This is a genomic window from Pseudarthrobacter sp. PvP004, assembly GCF_017876035.1.
Lineage (GTDB): Bacteria > Actinomycetota > Actinomycetes > Actinomycetales > Micrococcaceae > Arthrobacter > Arthrobacter aurescens_A.
In genome coordinates this window covers 2,488,811-2,506,340 of sequence record NZ_JAGINL010000001.1, presented here as the reverse complement: position 1 = coordinate 2,506,340, position 17,530 = coordinate 2,488,811, and the positions used below count along the sequence as shown (strand labels likewise).

At 63.3% G+C, this 17,530-nt stretch carries 8 protein-coding genes; all 8 read left to right on the top strand.

Annotation, left to right across the window (positions count from 1 at the left end; translation table 11 throughout):
* Positions 1-205 precede the first annotated feature (205 nt).
* Positions 206-6,295 carry an Ig-like domain-containing protein gene (locus tag J3A64_RS11260; protein WP_210064320.1) on the top strand — a complete coding sequence of 2,030 codons (6,090 nt, stop codon included), beginning with the start codon at positions 206-208 and terminating at the stop codon, positions 6,293-6,295.
* 88 nt (positions 6,296-6,383) lie between these two features.
* Positions 6,384-7,355 (top strand): MoxR family ATPase, encoded by a 972-nt coding sequence (locus tag J3A64_RS11255; protein WP_210064319.1) that lies wholly within the window; start codon positions 6,384-6,386, stop codon positions 7,353-7,355.
* Positions 7,356-7,464: 109 nt separating this feature from the next.
* Positions 7,465-8,868, top strand: a complete 1,404-nt coding sequence (locus tag J3A64_RS11250; protein WP_210064318.1) for a DUF58 domain-containing protein — start codon at positions 7,465-7,467, stop codon at positions 8,866-8,868.
* Positions 8,865-11,351: a transglutaminase domain-containing protein gene (locus J3A64_RS11245; protein ID WP_014921185.1), complete on the top strand. Its 2,487-nt coding sequence runs from the start codon at positions 8,865-8,867 to the stop codon at positions 11,349-11,351. The genes J3A64_RS11250 and J3A64_RS11245 overlap by 4 nt, the downstream gene beginning before the upstream one ends.
* On the top strand, positions 11,341-12,945 hold the full coding sequence (locus J3A64_RS11240) for an RDD family protein (RefSeq protein WP_210064317.1): 1,605 nt from the start codon (positions 11,341-11,343) through the stop codon (positions 12,943-12,945). The genes J3A64_RS11245 and J3A64_RS11240 overlap by 11 nt, the downstream gene beginning before the upstream one ends.
* Complete coding sequence (locus tag J3A64_RS11235) at positions 12,942-13,868, top strand: PP2C family serine/threonine-protein phosphatase (protein WP_011774150.1); 927 nt, start codon at positions 12,942-12,944, stop codon at positions 13,866-13,868. Before J3A64_RS11240 ends, J3A64_RS11235 begins: the two co-directional genes overlap by 4 nt.
* Entirely contained in the window at positions 13,855-15,723 is a 1,869-nt protein-coding gene (locus J3A64_RS11230; protein WP_210064316.1) for an FHA domain-containing protein, read from the top strand. The genes J3A64_RS11235 and J3A64_RS11230 overlap by 14 nt, the downstream gene beginning before the upstream one ends.
* Complete coding sequence (locus J3A64_RS11225) at positions 15,720-17,492, top strand: serine/threonine-protein kinase (protein ID WP_210064315.1); 1,773 nt, start codon at positions 15,720-15,722, stop codon at positions 17,490-17,492. Before J3A64_RS11230 ends, J3A64_RS11225 begins: the two co-directional genes overlap by 4 nt.
* Positions 17,493-17,530: the final 38 nt, after the last annotated feature.

The following is a 17,530-nucleotide window of genomic DNA, read 5'->3' as shown; positions in this document are numbered from 1 at the left end:
GGCCCACGGGGACAGTACGCTGTCAAAGCCAATGGATAGCCCGGTCTCGGGTTTCCTTGGCCGGCCGTGGGGCGCGTGGGATAGTCTTAGGGACTGAAATTTCCGCCGCCGTATGGGGGTACTGCGAAATGTACGGCCGCCGGCATCTGCCGGTTGGCTTGGAAGCCACTGGGGGGCGGCTGAACACAAAGGGAATTCTGGGGCTGTGACAACTTTCTTCGGCAAGCTGGGGCTGAAAAAGCGTCAAAACAAGAAGTTCATAGCGGGGACTGCCGCCACAGCGGCGGGTGCTTTGCTGATCACCGGGGCGATTCTGTACCCGGGGTTCAAGACCACCGAGGTGGACTTGAATGACGGCGGCGTGTGGGTCGTGAGCAAAACCAAGAACGCCGTAGGCCGGTTGAACTATCCGTCCCGCGTCCTTGATGGTGCCGTCACTCCCGCTACCACCACCTTTGATGTGCTGCAGCATGACGGCAACGTCTTCGTGGACGACGAATCCGGTTCCACCATCAACCAGGTGTCGGCCGCAAACCTGAAGCTCGGTGGCGATAAGCAGCTACCGTCGTCGTCGCAAGTCAGCTACGGGTCCACCGTGCTCTCGGTGACCGATCCTGCCCGCGGCAAAGTCTGGGCGTTGTCTCCCTCCACCGTTAACGGCTTCGATGAAGAAGGAACCGAGCCCGTTCTGTCAGGCTCCCCGGGCATGGTGTCGGCAGTGGGATCTGACAACCGGATCTACACTGCGGACCCCGGCAAGGGCGAAATCACTGTCACCACTGTGGATCCCAACGGCGAACGGACCGATTCCCAGATCACCAAGGTGGATGAGCTCAAGGGCGCTGGCGATCTTCAACTGACTGTGGTGGGCGATAAGCCGGTGGTCTTGGACGCCGCTTCCGGAAACCTCTTCCTCCCGGGCGGCCGGAAGCTCCAACTGGCCGATGCCCGCGAAGCAAAGCTGCAGCAGAGCAGCGAAGACAGCAATTACGTGGCCATTGCCACGCAGAAGGCCTTGCTGAAGCAGCCCCTGGACGGGTCCACGGCAGCAACGGTCAATGCTGACGGCGAAGGCGTCCCCGCCGCTCCCGTTCAGGTGAGCAAGTGCGTTCACTCCGCCTGGTCCGGCGCCAACAAATACGTCCGTGACTGCGACAATGACGCCGACGACAAGAAGAACGACGTCCCCAAGGCCAGTGCCTCCCCAAGCTACATTTTCCGCGTGAACCGGGACCTGGTGGTCCTCAACGACGTGAACTCCGGCAGCGTGTGGCTGGTTAACCAGAACATGCAGCTGGTGAACAACTGGGACGACGTAGTCCCGCCTAAAAACCAGTCCGATGACCAGGACCAGGAGTCCGCGGACAACAACACCATCAATGTCCTCCCGGACCGCACCAAGCCCAACCGTCCGCCCGAAACCAAACCGGACGAGTTCGGTGTCCGGCCCGGCCGTACTTCCATCCTGAGCGTCCTGGACAACGACTCAGACCCCGACGGCGATGTCCTCACCGCTGCCGTGGGTGCTAACGGGCCCAAGGCAGGTGCACTTGAGAATATCTATGGCGGCTCGGCCTTCCAGGTCAAAGTTCCAGCAGATGCCAAACCGGGCACAGAAGTCTTTGACTATAACGCCGCCGATGGCCGCGATTTGTCCGCCGGTGGCAAGGTCACACTGCGGGTGGTAGCCCCTGAAGAGAACAAACCGCCCTTCTTCAAACGAGGCGAGCCCACCACCATGCTGGTGGAGCAGGGCAAGTCGGTCAGCCAGAACATCCTGACCGATTGGATGGACCCTGACGGCGACGACCTCGTCCTGTTGGATGCAAAGTCTGACAACGACCAGGACCAGGTAAAGGTACGCCGCGACGGCCTCCTCACCTACCAGGATTCCGGCGCAGCACCGGGCAAGAAGAACGTCACCATCACTGTGTGGGACGGCAGGGCCACCACCACTGGCCGCATCGTAGTTAACGTGCAACCGCCGGGTGCCCTCGCACCCGTGGTCAACGCTGACCACGTCACCGCAGTGGTGGGCCAGGACCTGGTCATCGCACCCTTGAAGAACGATGTGGACCCCAACGGTGGCGCCCTGCGTGTCGCCCATGTTGAGGCTGCGGGCCCTGCTGAGCTCGGCCCGGTCACTGACGGCGGTACGTTCACGTTCCGGAGCACCACACCCGGTCCGATCTACTTGACGTACATTGCCAGCAACGGCCCCCAGAGCAGCCAAGGGCTGATCCGTGTGGACGTTGAGTCCGGCAAGGATGCCGGAGCTCCCGTCGCAGTCCACGACGTCGCATTGCTTCCGGTGGGCGGCAGTGTGCTGGTTGATCCGCTGGCCAACGACTCCGATCCTTCCGGTGGCGTGCTGGTCATCCAATCCGTCACCGTCCCCGACGGCTCATCGGCATCCGTGAGCGTGATCGACCACAGTGTCCTTCGCGTTACGGACGTCCTCGGCGCCAAGGAACCGTTCGTCTTCAGTTACACCATGTCCAACGGCCGCGCCTCAGCTACCGGCACGGTGGGCGTTGTCCCGGTGCCGGCTCCCGCCGTCGTCGAGGCTCCCCAGCCTAAACCCGACGAAGTCAACGTCCGCGTGAACGACGTCGTGACCATTCCGGTCCTGGACAACGACACCCACCCGCAGGGTGAGGAACTGTCCGTGGATCCGGTGCTGGCGCAGAGCATCCCTGAAGAGGACGGCAAAGCGTTCATTTCCGAGAAGACCGTGCGCTTTATTGCCGGACCCACGCCCAAAACCGTACGTGCCATCTACAACGCAGTGGATCCGCAGGGTCAGAAGAGCGCCGCGGCAGTCACCATTCACATCCTTCCGCTGGAAGGTACCCAGAATTCGCGTCCGCAACCGCAAAACCTGACGGCACGCGTTGTCGCGGGCGGCAGCGTCCGGATCCCTGTTCCGCTGGACGGCATAGACCCCGACGGCGATTCGGTACAGCTCACCGGCATCGACAGCACACCCACCATGGGAACCGCGACGGCGGGAAGCAGCTTCATCGACTTCGTCGCCGCCGGTGACGGCGCGGGTACGGACACGTTCCGGTACAAGGTGATCGACCGCCAAGGCGCGGTTAACACCGGTACGGTGACAGTCGGCGTCGCGCCCCGCGGCGAGGACAACCAGAAACCTGCTCCCGTCGATGATGAAGTCAAGGTCCGCCCTGGCCGCCAGATTGCCGTGGACGCGACCGCGAACGACACGGACCCCGATGGTGACATCATCCGAATCCTGACGGACAGCATCCAAGCCGACGCAGGTCTTGATGCCAAGGTCAGCAAGACCAGCGGACGGATTCTGGTAACCGCTCCCGCCGCCGAGGGCACCGTCAACGTTCGTTATTCCGTTGCCGACGACCGCGATGCCGTAGGACAGGCCAGTATCCGGGTGGTAGTCCAGAACGATCTACCGCTGCAGGCGCCGATTGCCCGAGACGACCGCGTGACCTCGGCACAAACACTCGGTAAAACTGCCGTGGATGTTCCCGTCCTGAAGAACGACGAAGATCCGGACGGCGTGGGGGAGAACCTCAAGGTCGCTACCGGTTTGGAAACCGCGCGTCCCGGTCCCGAGGGCAACGTCATTGTTGACCTCACCGAGCAGCCGCAACTGGTGCCCTACACCGTGGAGGACGTGGACGGACAAAAGTCCACGGCCATCATCTGGGTTCCCGGTATTGGCCAGCAGGTTCCAACGCTCGCCAAGGACGAGGTCGTGGAGCTTGTCTCAGGCCAGTCCGTCACGGTAAATCTCGCGGAGTGGGTCAAAGTCCGTGAAGGGCGCACACCACGCCTGACCCAGACTGACCGCATCAAGCTCATCGGTGCCGACGGCAGCGATCCCGTAGCCAACGGTGGCACTGCCCTGAAATACACGGCAGGTGCTGAGTATGTTGGCCCCGGCTCCATCAGCTTCGAAGTCACTGATGGAACAGGTCCGGACGATCCCAACGGTCTGAAGTCGACGCTCAGCATCCGAACCAAAGTGCTGCCCGACCCCAACAAGAACAACCCGCCGGTTCTGCTGGGCAGCGACGTGGAAGTTCCCAAGGGCGACTCTGCCAGCCTGGACCTGGAGAAGCTGACGTCGGATCCGGACCAGGATGACGTGCAGAACATGGGCTACGAGCTGGTGGGTGCAGCCCAGGGCGGCTTCAAGGTGAATGTGGAGGGCAAGACGCTCAAGGTCTCCGCGGATGATTCCGTGCAGATTGGGCAGTCGGGCACCGTCCAGGTGAAAGCAAAAGACCGCCGCGGGCTCGAAGCTGTGGCAACGTACAAGCTGTCCCTGTCGGCCTCCAACCGGCCAAAACCGGTGGCAAACGACGACACTGAACCCGAGGCGCAATCCGGGAAGCCTGTGACGGTCAACGTGTTGGCAAATGATTCCAACCCATTCCCGGAGACACCACTGAAAATAGTGGCTGCGGCAACGGAAACGGGAAGTGGAAACGCGGACGTGTCCGGCGACTCGATCACTGTGACGCCGGCACCCGGATTCACCGGCACCATGGTGGTCTCCTACACTGTGGCAGACAAGACGGGCGAAACGTCCCGTTACGCCACAGCGAGGGTGAGGCTCACCGTTAAGGACAAGCCTGTGGTCCCAACCACACCCATTGCTCAGAGTGTGGGTGACCGGACGGCCTTGTTGACATGGACGGCGCCTGCTGACCGTGGTTCACCTATAACCAAGTACACGGTGTATGGCGAAGGTGGCTTCAAGCAAGACTGTCCTGCCAACACCTGTACATTGACCGGCCTGACCAACAACGTCAAGTATCACTTCGCCGTGACTGCGACGAATGCAATTGGCGAGTCCGAGCGCTCTCCGGCATCTGCGGAGGTCCGTCCGGATGTCAAGCCCGACACCCCGGTTGCACCCACGCTGAAGTTTGGCGACAAGCAGCTGTCCGTGGCTTGGGTTCCTCCTGCAAGCAAGGGTTCGCCCATCAAGTCCTACGACCTTGAGATCTCGCCTGCTCCTGCCGGCCAGAACCCGCAGATCCAGAACCTGACGGCGAACAGCCACGTTTGGACCGGTCTGACTAACGGGGTGGCCTACAAGGTCCGGGTCCTCGCCAGGAATGACGCCAAGGAGCCCTCGGAATGGAGTACGTACTCTGCTGCCGAAACTCCTGCTGGAGTGCCGGCGACCCCTGCGGCTCCTTCAGTTGCGGGTGCCGGATCCGTGGGTACGCAGAGCCAGTTGCAGGTCAGCTGGGCAGCACCGAACAACAACGGTGACGCTGTGTCCGCCTACACGTTGACCACGTACATGGGCGGCGCCGTTGTAGCTACCCAATCCGTGGCAGCAACCTCGCAGAATGTCACCGTGGCGAACTCCGAAGCGGACTACACGTTCACGGTCTCGGCTACCAACAAGGCCGGCGTCAGCGGCGTGAGCCAGCAGTCCGCCGCCATCCGTGCCGCAGGTAAGCCAGGAACTGTGGGGAGCGGCTCGGTCAAAGCCACCGGGGACAGCGGCCAGCTGCAGGTGACCTTTACACCACTCACCGCGGCAGAGCGCAATGGTTCGCAGGACAACGAGATTACCTATCGCTGGCAAACTGCTCACGGCTCCGGCGCCATCGCCCGAGGCGGTGGGATCATCGGAGGACAGCCGAACGGAACCGACGTGGTTGTGAACATCATTGCATCGTCTGTGAAGAACGGTATGGCTGGGGATGCAAAGAATGTGGGCACAGGCAACCCGTACGGGCCGCCGAACGCGCCGAACGTCAATGGCGGGAAATCGCCCAAGGGCGACGACAAGGTGCACTTCACGTGGAACAACCCGCCCATGAATGGCCGTCCACTCGAGTATTTCGAAGTGTCGCTGGACGGCGGCAGTTGGACGAACGTTGGAAAGGCGAACCAATACAATCCGGATGGCGGCCGCTGGGACAAGCCGCACACCCTGCGGGTCCGGGCGGTGACCCTAGTGGCTGGCCCCGCAGGCAGCGCCAACGCAACCAGTGGTGACGACCCCGCCCCACCACCGCCAACATCCTGGGCTATCCAAGCCACACCGGTGCGGACCTGTACGGAGCCAAACAGCGGCACGGACAGCTACAGGGACACAAATCCGGACCAATGCATCAGCCCCGGCAAGTGGTTTGACACCGGCTACACGGCCCAAGCGGACCGCTACGTCCAATGGAGCCGGATCTGGTATCACATCAGCTCGGGTCCCACTGCCGGAAACTACGCAAGGTGCGACACCACGTCCCTCGGGTGTAAACCGCCGAGCGGAATGCCAGGCCCGTAACTCAACGACCTACAACCCTGCAAGCTAAGCGATGCATTAAAGGCGCTAGCTCGCCGTTTCAAACAAACCGAGAAAAGGACCCCAACCGATGACCATGACAAACGAGCAGGCCGCGTGGTTTGCAGAAACGTTCGAGAAGCTGGTTGCCAACGTGGGCAAGGCCGTGTTGGGCAAGGAACACGTCATCCGGCTGACGTTCACTGCCATGATGGCCGAAGGCCACGTGTTGTTTGAAGATGCACCGGGCACAGGCAAGACCTCGTTGGCCCGTGCGTTGGCCGCGACGGTCCAGGGTTCTCATAACCGTATTCAGTTCACGCCTGACCTTCTGCCGTCTGACGTGACGGGTGTGACCATCTACGACCAGAAGACCCAGAAGTTCGAGTTCCACAAGGGCCCGGTGTTCAACAACATCGTGCTGGCTGACGAAATCAACCGTGCTTCTCCGAAGACCCAGTCCGCGTTGCTGGAAGTCATGGAGGAGTCCCGGGTGACCGTGGACGGCACCACGTACGAGGCAGGCCGCCCGTTCATGGTTCTGGCTACCCAGAACCCCATCGAGCAGGCGGGTACCTACCGTCTGCCCGAGGCCCAGCTGGACCGCTTCCTCATCAAGACCTCCATCGGCTACCCGGATCACGCTTCCACGGTTCGGCTGCTGGGCGGGGCCAACCTGAAGGATCGCTCGAAGGACCTTACGCCGTTGATCACCACCCAAGCTGTGGCTGATATGGCGGACCTGGCAGCCACCACCCACGTGGATACCGCGGTGCTGGAGTACATTTCGCGTCTCTGCGAAGAAACCCGTAATGCCGGCGAAACCCGTCTTGGTGTTTCGGTCCGTGGGGCTTTGGCCATGGTTCGTGCCGCAAAGGTGTGGGCGGCGAGCCAGGGACGCAACTTCGTGTTGCCGGATGACATCAAGGAACTGGCTCCTGTGGTGTGGACCCACCGTTTGGTGATGGACCCTGAAGCCGAATTCTCAGGAGCAACACCCGAGGTGGTGCTCACCCGCGTCCTCGCCGACGTCGCCGCCCCGCAGCAACGCGCCAGCGCCTAGACCCAGCGCCAGCGCATAAACCCAGTGCCAGCGCATAAACCAGTCGCCGGCGTCTCAACCCGTTACCACGCGATTCCCCACCGCACCCAGCTCGAACAAAGGCCCAGACATGTCCTCCAGCACACCCCTGAACAGGGCTGCTGACTCGTTGAAGCGCGCTGCGTCTGCCCTTGGCGGCAAGATGCGTTCCCTGCGCGGCCCTGGCAACGACCCGGGCAAGCGCCCCGGCCAGCCAGGTAAACGCGGCACCACCAGCAAGCTCCACCCCGCAGCCGTATGGTCGGAAGCCGCTGGAACCGCCGGCGACTTCCTCGCGCCGGTGTGGGACAAGGTCCGGGCTGTGTGGCTGAGGTTCGTCTGGCCTGTCCTCGCGGTGGTGAGCCTGCTCGGCTGGGTAGTGTTGGCTGCCTCAATCGGGCTCTGGTGGGCCGGACAAGCGTGGGGCTGGCAGGAAGCGAAGTCGGCCGCCATGGTGGCTTTCCTGCTGTTCCTTCTGGCAATCGTGTTCATTGTGGGCCGCTCGGCGTATGGCGTCGTCCTGGACCTGGCCCGCACCCGGGTGGCAGTGGGGGATGACGCAGTGGGCAGCATTGCCGTGTCCAACGTTTCCACCAGGCCCTTGTTGCCCGCGGCACTGGAGCTGCCCGTGGGTTCAAATACCGCCGTTTTCCATCTGCCACGGATGAAGCCGGCGCAGGTTCATGAGGATCTTTTCACCATTCCCACCGCGCGGCGTGCAGTGATTGTGGTGGGCCCGGTCCGTTCTGTGCGTGCTGACCCCCTTCACTTGCTGCGCCGTCGCGTGATGTGGACCGATCCTGTGGACTTGTTCGTTCACCCCCGGACGGTATCGCTTGGCAGCTCGGCGGCAGGTTTTATCCGTGACCTTGAGGGCATGCCCACCACGGAACTGTCCAGTGCGGATGTTTCTTTCCATGCTTTGCGCGACTATGTCCCTGGTGACGATCGGCGCCACATCCACTGGAAGACCACGGCCCGCACCAATAAGCTCATGGTCCGCCAGTTCGAGGAAACCCGGCGCGCGCATCTTGCCATTTCTTTGTCCATCAATACCGATGAGTATGATTCCGAGGCGGAGTTCGAAATGGCCATCTCCGTGGCGGCATCCATCGGGCGCCAAGCGATCAGTGAACAACGTGACCTGGACGTCCTGACCCAGAAGGGGCCGCTCCGCTGCGAGACGGGCCGTAACATGCTGGACGACATGACCCGGGTTGTCGGGGCACCCCTGCGGAAGACCGCCGTCGACCTCGCACGGAACCTGTCCGACGCCGTCCCGAATGCCTCCGTGGTGTTCTTTGTCGTAGGCAGCCACGTGACCGCAACCCAGCTGCGCACCTGCGCTGCCTCCGTTCCTCCCGGCGTGCGAAGCCTCGCGGTCCGTGTCCAACCCGGCGCAGCGCCGTCGAGGGCCAACATCGCGGACCTGACGGTTCTCACCGTAGGCGACCTGGACGATCTCGCCATTGTTCTTCGAAAGGCGGCAGCATGAGCACCGCGCCAAATCTCCGCGTGCGTCCGCGCGCCAACAAAGGCTCCAGGTCCGCCTCCCGTGCCGCGGCAGGATCCATATTCGACGACGGCAGGCCGTTGTGGCATTTCGCCGTTGACTGCGGCGCGCTCCTGGTGCTGCTGTTCCTTGGTGTCCTCGGGTTCACCCTGAGCTTCGGGGGCGACGCTCATTACATCGTCGCAGGTCTGGGTGGCGTGCTGCTGGGACTGGGTATCGCCGTCCTCAACGCGCACCTCCGTTTGGGGCTGCTGATCACCACAGCGGTGGCGTTCGGCGCGTACATGGTTTTCGGGTCGGCGCTTGCAGTGCCGGACTCGGCAGTTTTCGGATTCCTTCCCAGCCTCGACTCTTTGCGCACACTCCTGCTGGGCGTCGTCTTTGCCTGGAAGGACATGCTGACTGTTGGCGTGCCTGTGGGGACCGCGAACGGCATGCTCATTGTGCCGTTCCTGAGTTCCTTGGTCACTGCGCTGGCTGCCGGTCTGCTCACGTGGCGTCTGAAGAGCCCCTACTGGCCGTTGCTTCCCGTGCTGGTTCTCTTTGTTACGGGCATTGCCTTCAGTACCAGTGCGGGTTTCCTGAACGTGGAGCGCGGCGTCTCTTTGACCATTGTGTCCATTGTGTGGGCGACGTTCCGCCGCGACGTGCTCCGCCGGAACAGCACCAAGGCGGTTTCGGCCAACAGGCCGGATTCCGACGCCGCCACGGCCCGCCGCGGTCAGCTCCGCCGCTTGGGGACTGCTGCCGCCGTGATCGCTGTGGCGGTGGGCGTCACCGCAATCGCCTCGCCGTTGGTCACTGCCAGCGATGACCGAAAAGTGCTCCGCAACACGATTGTCCCGCCGTTCGATCCCCGGGACTACATCACGCCATTGGCGAGTTTCCGCAGCTTCGTTAAGGACGAGAAGGACAAGACGCTCTTCACGGTCAAGGGACTGCCCAAGGATGCCCGCGTCCGGCTGGCGGCACTGGATGCCTTCAACGGCCTGAACTACACCATGGACCCCAACAGCTCCGGCAATTTCAGCAAGGTGGGCGATGCCCGCTCGCTGAACACCTTGGCTGACTCCGGGAGCCCGGTGGAGGGCACCAACTACACGCTGGACATCACCGTGGAGGATTATCAGGGCTACTTCGTGCCGGGTGGTCGTCACACCACCGGGATGAGTTTCGCGGATACGTCCGGTGCCGCTTCCGGGCTCTACTTCAACGCCGGCACGGACACCGCCGTGACCACCAAGGGCCTGGCCAAGGGCGACAACTACACCGTGCAGGTCTCGGACCCCGGGACCCTGGAGCACGGCCAGCTCACACAGTACGACTTCGCGAAGCTCACGCTGCCCGAGGCGGAGGAAGTGCCGCCAATCGTAGCTTCGCAGGCGAATCAGATTTCCGCGGATGCACCTACGGCCATCGACCGCGTCCGGCAGGTGGAGGCGCACTTCCAGAAGAGCGGTGCTTTCAGCAACGGCCTGGTAGCCGAAGGGCAGCTCCCGAGCCTTCCCGGACACAGCGCAGCGCGCGTCCGCAACATGCTCTCCGCCAAGCAGATGCTGGGCGACGACGAACAATACGCCGTATCCATGTCCCTCATGCTCCGCCACCTGGGTATTCCGTCCCGCGTGGTCATGGGGTTCTATCCGGACCCCAAGAGCCCAGAAAACGGTGCTGGTGACATCAAGATCACGGGCAAGGATGTCCACGCCTGGGTTGAGGTGGCGTTCGACCGCGTGGGATGGGTCGCCTTCGATCCCACTCCGCCCAAGGACAACGTGCCCATCCCGCCCGACCCGGAGAACAAGTCCAAACCCAAACCACAGGTGCTTCAGCCGCCGCCCCCGCCTCAGGAACCCGCGGATCTGCCGCCGGATTCCACACCGGACGCCCTGGACGCTGACGAGAAGAAGAACAACCCGTGGCTCTTCTGGGGTCCGCTGCTGGCGGCCATCGGCGTGGCGCTGATTCCACTGGGGATCCTCGCCTTGCCGCTGCTGCTGATCCTCCTGCTGAAATCACGACGCCGGAAGGCGCGTTTCCGTGATGGCCACCCCGCCCAGCGTGTGGGCGGGGGGTGGAACGAAGTGCTGAGCCTGGCCACCGACATGGGGGCCTCAATCGACACAAAGTCCACCCGACGCGAATCGGCCACGGTCATCGCTGATGCATTCCCTACCGCCGGGACTACCACCACGATGCTTGCCCACCGGGCCGATGCCGCCGTCTTCGGTGCCGGCCAGCCCAGCGAGGACCAGGTCAAGGAGTACTGGGAAATCGTTGATACGTCGCTGACCGACATTACGGGAAGCGTCGGATTCTGGAAACGGCAGCAAGCACGGTTCTCGCCGCGCTCCTTGCTGTCCGATGGCCGCGCGGCCCTTCGCCAGCGGCAACAGACGGCCAAGGACCCGGCAAAGCGCCGCTTTACGTTGCCATTCAAGAAAGACACCACCCATGAGCAATGAGACAGAACTTTGCCCGGCATGCCGGCACGGGGTCCGTCCGGGAGCGACGTTCTGCACCCAGTGCGGTTCACCGCTGAACAACCGTGGTGCCCGCAAGGAAGGCAACATCAACCATGCCCAAAAGGCGGCGCTGGAGTTCGCTAACCGGCAGGGCTCGCCCGATCCCGGTAGTATCTCGGTAGTGTCGGCGCCGGCGTCGCCGATGCAGCACGGAACGAAAAGCATGCCGGACCGTATGCCAGGGCCAGGGGGAGGGACCACTATGACCACCAAGCTTGAGTTGGCGCCCGCCTCTGCCGGGAAGCGCCTGGGCGCAGCTGTACTGGATTGGTTGGGTCCCGTTGCCGTGCTTGCCACCACGTTCGCAATCGGCATTGCCGGCATCACGCAAACCCGCAGGAATGGCTTCATTGTCTATGACACGGGTCTGCTGGTCCTTCTGGGCAGCATCGGCCTGGGCGTGACCGTGATTTACACCTTTGTCCTCCTTGGAATTGAGGCAAAGTCCGGAAACACCGTCGGCAACCAACTCATGGGCATCCGCAGCGCGGATTCCGACGGCTATGCGCCCGGCGCCGGCGTGGTGTTCGTCCGTGGGATTCTTACCGGCGGCCTGCTGGTGCTGGGGTTCATCGTTGCCGTCATCCTGTCCGCGCTTGGCGCAATCGGCCTGGTTCTGTGGATCGCCCTACCGCTGATGTTCCTTGGTGTTGTTTGGGCCGTCCTTGTGGTCATCTCCAACGCTTGGGACAACAACGGCAAGGTCCGCGGCTGGCATGACAAAGCGGCAAAGTCCTTAGTGTTCGACGTGAAGTCAGGCCGCAATCCCGTGACCACCGGAGGCATCCAAGGTCCGTACAGTTTCGCCCCGATGGATCTCCCGCCGGTTCAACCCGTCGCTTCCCCGGTGCCTTCCGGTCCGGCACCCGGCCCGCGTCTGAACGCGCAGGCCGCTCCCGCGCCCGCTACTGCCGCGCACGCTACCCCCGTGGCACCGGCCGTGCAGCCTTCGCATGATCCGAACCAGTGGCGACCACCCACGTCCCCCTTCACACCGGCGACGCCCAACGCCGCGAATCCCAACGCCGCGTCTCCCGCTGTTCCGGCACCGCACACTCCGGCTCCGCACATTCCGGCAGCACAGAACGGATCACCAGCACCCCACTCCGTGACGGTCGCACCGCAGCAGCCTCCGGCCGCCGCCGCCCACCCTGACGACGACGTGGAACGCACCCAGATGCGCCCGGGCGCAGCCCGTGCCCAGGCCGTCCTGCGGATCCGAATTGACGATGGACAGGACATCCAACTCGGCGGTTCAGTGCTCTTGGGCCGCAATCCGGCACCGCAGCCCGGGGAATCCGTGGAGCAATTACTGCCCGTGTCAGACCCCGGCCGGTCCATTTCCAAAACGCATCTGCACTTGCGTGTTGATGGCGACGGCGTCTGGGTCACGGACCGAAATTCCACCAACGGCAGCGCTGTCACTACGCCTGACGGAATACAGACCAGGCTCCACCCGGGCGAAGCAAGCTTTGTCCGTCCCGGTTCCACCGTTCACTTTGGGGACCGTTCCTTCCACCTAGGACAAGCATGAATTCACAGCCGGCCACCCCCGCCAACGCCGAAGCGGGTCCCGCTGCAGGCGGATCCTCTTTTCGACTCAGTTACGGGTATGGAACGGACCGCGGGCTACGGCGCGAACTGAATGAAGACTCGTTCATCGCATCGGACCCAGTCTTCGCTGTTGCCGATGGCATGGGCGGACATGAAGCGGGGGAGATTGCCAGCGGCATGTGCGTCCGGGCTTTGGGCAGTGCCCCTGAACTGTCGGCCGGCGTGCGCACCGCTTCAGCGGCGGATCTTCAGTCGTGCTTGTTGAAAGCCGATGCTGCCATCCGCAACGCGACAGGCGCTCGGGCGGGGACCACTCTGTCCGGCGTTGTGGTGGTGGAACAGATGGGCCTGCCCTACTGGCTGGTGATGAACATCGGCGATTCCAGAACGTACCGCCTCAGCCAGGGGGAGTTCACACAGGTAAGCGTCGACCACTCCGAGGTGCAGGAACTGGTGGATTCCGGGGATATCACCGCGGAGCAGGCAACGGTCCATCCTCGCCGCCACGTTGTTACCCGTGCTTTGGGCACCGGCGATGAGACCGAGGCCGATTTCTGGTTGCTTCCCATCCAGGAAGGCGACCGGATCATGGTCTGCTCGGACGGTCTCAACGGCGAACTGGGCGATGACCACATGTTCCGCATCCTCAGCACCGTGGGCCATCCACAGGATGCTGTGGACGCGCTGATACAGGCCGCCCTGCGTAGCGGTGGCAGAGACAACGTCACAGTCATAGTTGTGGACGCCAAGAACGTCTTGAACGACGCCGGCATCGCCACCACTGCGCCCCGCCCGGAAGTTACGTCAGACGTTGAAGAAGACACCCTTCCCCGGGCTTGGGTGAATGGTACGGACGAGGTTGCCGGGACTGGCCGGGAGGAAGGCGTCGATGGCAAGCAGTAACCACCTGTCGCTGACCCGCTACCGGCAGGGTGAGTGGTTCGGTATTGTGCGGAACGGAACTGTGGTGCTCCTTGGCCCGGACACGCCGTACGCACTGATCCACACCGTCTGGGAGTTGCTGGCCTCCGCGCCCGAAGCTCACGAAGTCCTCCACGAAGTTACAGACGCCTTTGGCGTTTCCCTCAGCCGCATCCCGCCCTTCGGGATCATCGACTCCAAAGACGCACTCCGTGTGTTCCTCCGGGGAGACCTCGAACTTCACGTGCGGCTGGGTGGGGCTGAGGAACGCATCACGGGACGTGACGTCACCACGTGGACCGAACGCCGGATCGCGGATGCCGCCTCCTTTAGCGTTCGGATCGGGGAGGGCACTGCCCCGTCCGCGGGAAGTCCGACGTCGGGTGGAAGCCTGCCGCTGAACAGCTCGCCCTTGAACAGCTCGCCTACGAACAACCTCCCTTTGGGAGAGGGCGTGGTACTCCTGGCATCACTCGAGGCCACGGCCGGAGCTGCCAGCCACGCGGACAGTGAACCTGAAGTCCGGCCCGTAGCCGTGTCCGATGAAACCATGATCGGTTACACGGAGGCGGACATTGGCCTGACGATCGCACCCGGCCACATGATTCCCACCACCGAGGCTTCCTCCACCGAGCCCTCCGAAAGCGCGTCTCCCTCAAGCGCGGCTCCCATTGCCAAGTCACCCAGCGTCGATGAGCCTCTCGCCGCTGTACCCGACTTCGCTGGCGTACCTGCTCCTGAGGAAGCTGCGGCCCCAACGGGAGAAACCGCTGATGAGGAACCGCCCTCGCCCGAGCATTCCGTGGTGCCTGCAGAACCGTTGGCGGAGCGTGAACCAGACACCGCGACAGAACCGGAACCTTCCGGGGTCTCCGTCCACACGAGTACCACTGATCCAATAGTTCCCTCGCTGGAAAACACCACAAACTATGACCATCTGTGGGACAAGACAGTGATGCGCAACATTGAGGACGCCGCTGTCCGCACGGAGGACGAGTCTGACGACCACGACTCACCTGCTTTGCCGACGCCGGCAGCCCAAACGCCGCCGGCACCGGATTCCCCGCCACTGACGCCCCCGCACGTTCCACAGGAGAAGGCGTCCGCCGCACCGTCGTCGGATGGCCTGATCGATTCGGTCCCGTGGCTGCGGAGCGGTTCTTCCACCCCTGCGGCGGTCAGCGACCAGCAGGCAGCTCCGTCCAAGCCCTTAGCCGATCCTCCGGCCCAGGTACCGGCCGCTTGGTCGTCGGCTCCTCAGGCCGCGGACGAGGATTCCGACCATGACGGGCAGACCATCATGAAGAGCAGTCTCCCCACTGAGGAGCCGGCGGGCGCCAAAACTGTTGATAGTGGCGCGGACGCACCCGCGGTCAAAGGGCCAAGCGTTTTGGCACGCATGTGCTCCCAAGGGCACGCCAACCCGCCCACCTACCCGCAATGCTCGGTGTGCGGGGTGGCCGTCACCGGTGACGCCGCGCATGTCCCGCGTCCCCGTCTGGGCAGAATGCGGCTTTCCACAGGTGAGTTGATAGATCTTGACCAGTCGCTCATTATTGGCCGGCAGCCGTCTGTTTCCCGCGTGCAAGGCGGCACCATGCCCCGCCTGGTTCAGGTGGACAGCCCGGGAGGGGACATTTCGCGCTCCCACGTGGAGGTCCGGCTGGAGGGTTGGCACGTCATGCTGTGCGACCTGAAGGCAACCAACGGAACCGTTCTCATACGGGAAGGCCAGGCACCCCGCCGGCTTGCCCAAAACGAGATGGCCATCCTCCTGGACGGCGATATCGCCGAACTGGGCGACAACATTTCATTGCGTTTCGAGGAGATTCTTTGAGTTCCAAGAGGCCCCCCGCGCCGCCTCCACCCATCCCGGGTTTCAAGTACATCAGCCTGCTCGGCTCCGGTGGCTTCTCCGATGTGTACCTTTATGAGCAGGACCGGCCGCGCCGAAAAGTAGCGGTCAAGGTCCTGTTGTCCGACTTGAAGACTGAAGGGGCCCGCCGCCGCTTCGAGTCCGAAGCGAACCTTATGGCGCAGTTGTCGTCGCACCCTTACATCGTGACGATCTTCGAAGCTGAAATTACCGAGAACGGGCACTCGTACCTGGCCATGGAGTACTGCTCCAGACCGAGCCTTGACGTCCGCTATCGTCGCCAGCGATTCAGCGTGGACGAAGTTCTGGCCGTCGGCATCCAAGTGGCTTCCGCCGTCGAGACCGCCCACCGGGCAGGCATTGTGCACCGGGACATTAAGCCCGCCAACATCCTGGTCACCGATTACAACCGGCCGGCCCTGACGGACTTTGGCATCTCTGGAACCATTGGCGCGGACACTGAGGACGACGCCGGCATGTCCATCCCGTGGTCTCCGCCCGAGCAGTTTCGCGGCGGTGCCGTGGACGGGGTGCCCGTGGACATCTGGGCACTGGGCGCCACTCTTTACACGCTGCTTGCGGGTCGGTCTCCGTTTGTCCTTCCCGGTCAGGACAACTCACAGCGGGAACTGATTTCCCGGATCACCAACTCGCCCCTGCCCAGGCTGGGCCGTGCCGACGTTCCGGAGTCCTTGGAACTCGTTCTGGCAACGTCCATGGCCAAGTCGCCGGAGTCCCGTTATTCGTCCGCCCACGCTTTCGCTTTGGCGCTCCAACGGATCCAGGCTGAACTGAACCTGTCCGTAACGCCGTTTGAGGTGCTTGAAGAACCCGGGCACGGCGATGATCAGCATCCCGATGACAACTTCGAGGAAACCCGGGTCCGGAGTATTGCCTCAATCGATCCCGATGCTTCCGGAACGGCCACCACGGGTTCGGCGCCCACGTTCCCGGCTCGAACCTTCCCGACCACCGTTGCGGGCGCCACTGGGCAGCCGACCCAGCCCACTAACCCTCCTCAAACTGTCCAGTCCCACGCCGGGTCATCGGCCCCGCCTCAGTTTCACGCCCCTGCGCCGGGATCGTACACGGCGCCGGGATCGTACACGGCCCCGGGAACGTACAGGGCGTCAGGCAGCCACAATGCAACCGCCGAGCCCGATACGGCAGAGTCCACAGTCCTGCGCGGCTGGCAGCCGTCGCGTCCACAGGACGATCTTGGCGCCACAGTCAGCCGATCCAACTCACCTGCAGGTGCCTCATCGGCCACCCGGGAAGACGCCCGGCCCGCAGATCACAGCAAGCGGAATCTTTGGCTCGCCGCAACGGGGGCAGCGGTGCTGGTGGTCGCCATCGTGGTGGGCGTGGTCCTTGGCGCCCAGGCTCAGCCGAAGGTTGTCCCCACGGAGGCAGCCAGCAAGCCGCCCGTAGACGCCTTGGGTGACGGCAGCGTACCGGATGTGGAGGGCCTCATTGGCGTGAAGGACCCCGAAAAGCCGGATTTCGCTGATTTCCGGTGGACGAACCCTCAACCGCAGTCCGGCGACATGTACATGTGGCGTTACCGGACCGCCCTCATCCCGGAAGGCGACTACGAGGCCGTAACGGAGCCCCACGCACGACCCTATTTCGGCGGGGAGAAGCAACTCTGCATCCAGGTCATTATTGTCCGTCGTGACGGTACTTCCTCGCCTGGAGACACGGGATCCATCGCCTGCGTGGACCAGTAGCCGGCACATGAGACTTACTTATCGCCGACTGAGGAGGC

Bases quoted from the DNA above. Each gene is read 5' to 3' on its own strand.
- J3A64_RS11255 (WP_210064319.1), top strand. From the start codon at position 6,384: ATGACCATGACAAACGAGCAGGCCGCGTGGTTTGCAGAAACGTTCGAG.
- J3A64_RS11250 (WP_210064318.1), top strand. From the start codon at position 7,465: ATGTCCTCCAGCACACCCCTGAACAGGGCTGCTGACTCGTTGAAGCGC.
- J3A64_RS11245 (WP_014921185.1), top strand. From the start codon at position 8,865: ATGAGCACCGCGCCAAATCTCCGCGTGCGTCCGCGCGCCAACAAAGGC.
- J3A64_RS11240 (WP_210064317.1), top strand. From the start codon at position 11,341: ATGAGCAATGAGACAGAACTTTGCCCGGCATGCCGGCACGGGGTCCGT.
- J3A64_RS11235 (WP_011774150.1), top strand. From the start codon at position 12,942: ATGAATTCACAGCCGGCCACCCCCGCCAACGCCGAAGCGGGTCCCGCT.
- J3A64_RS11230 (WP_210064316.1), top strand. From the start codon at position 13,855: ATGGCAAGCAGTAACCACCTGTCGCTGACCCGCTACCGGCAGGGTGAG.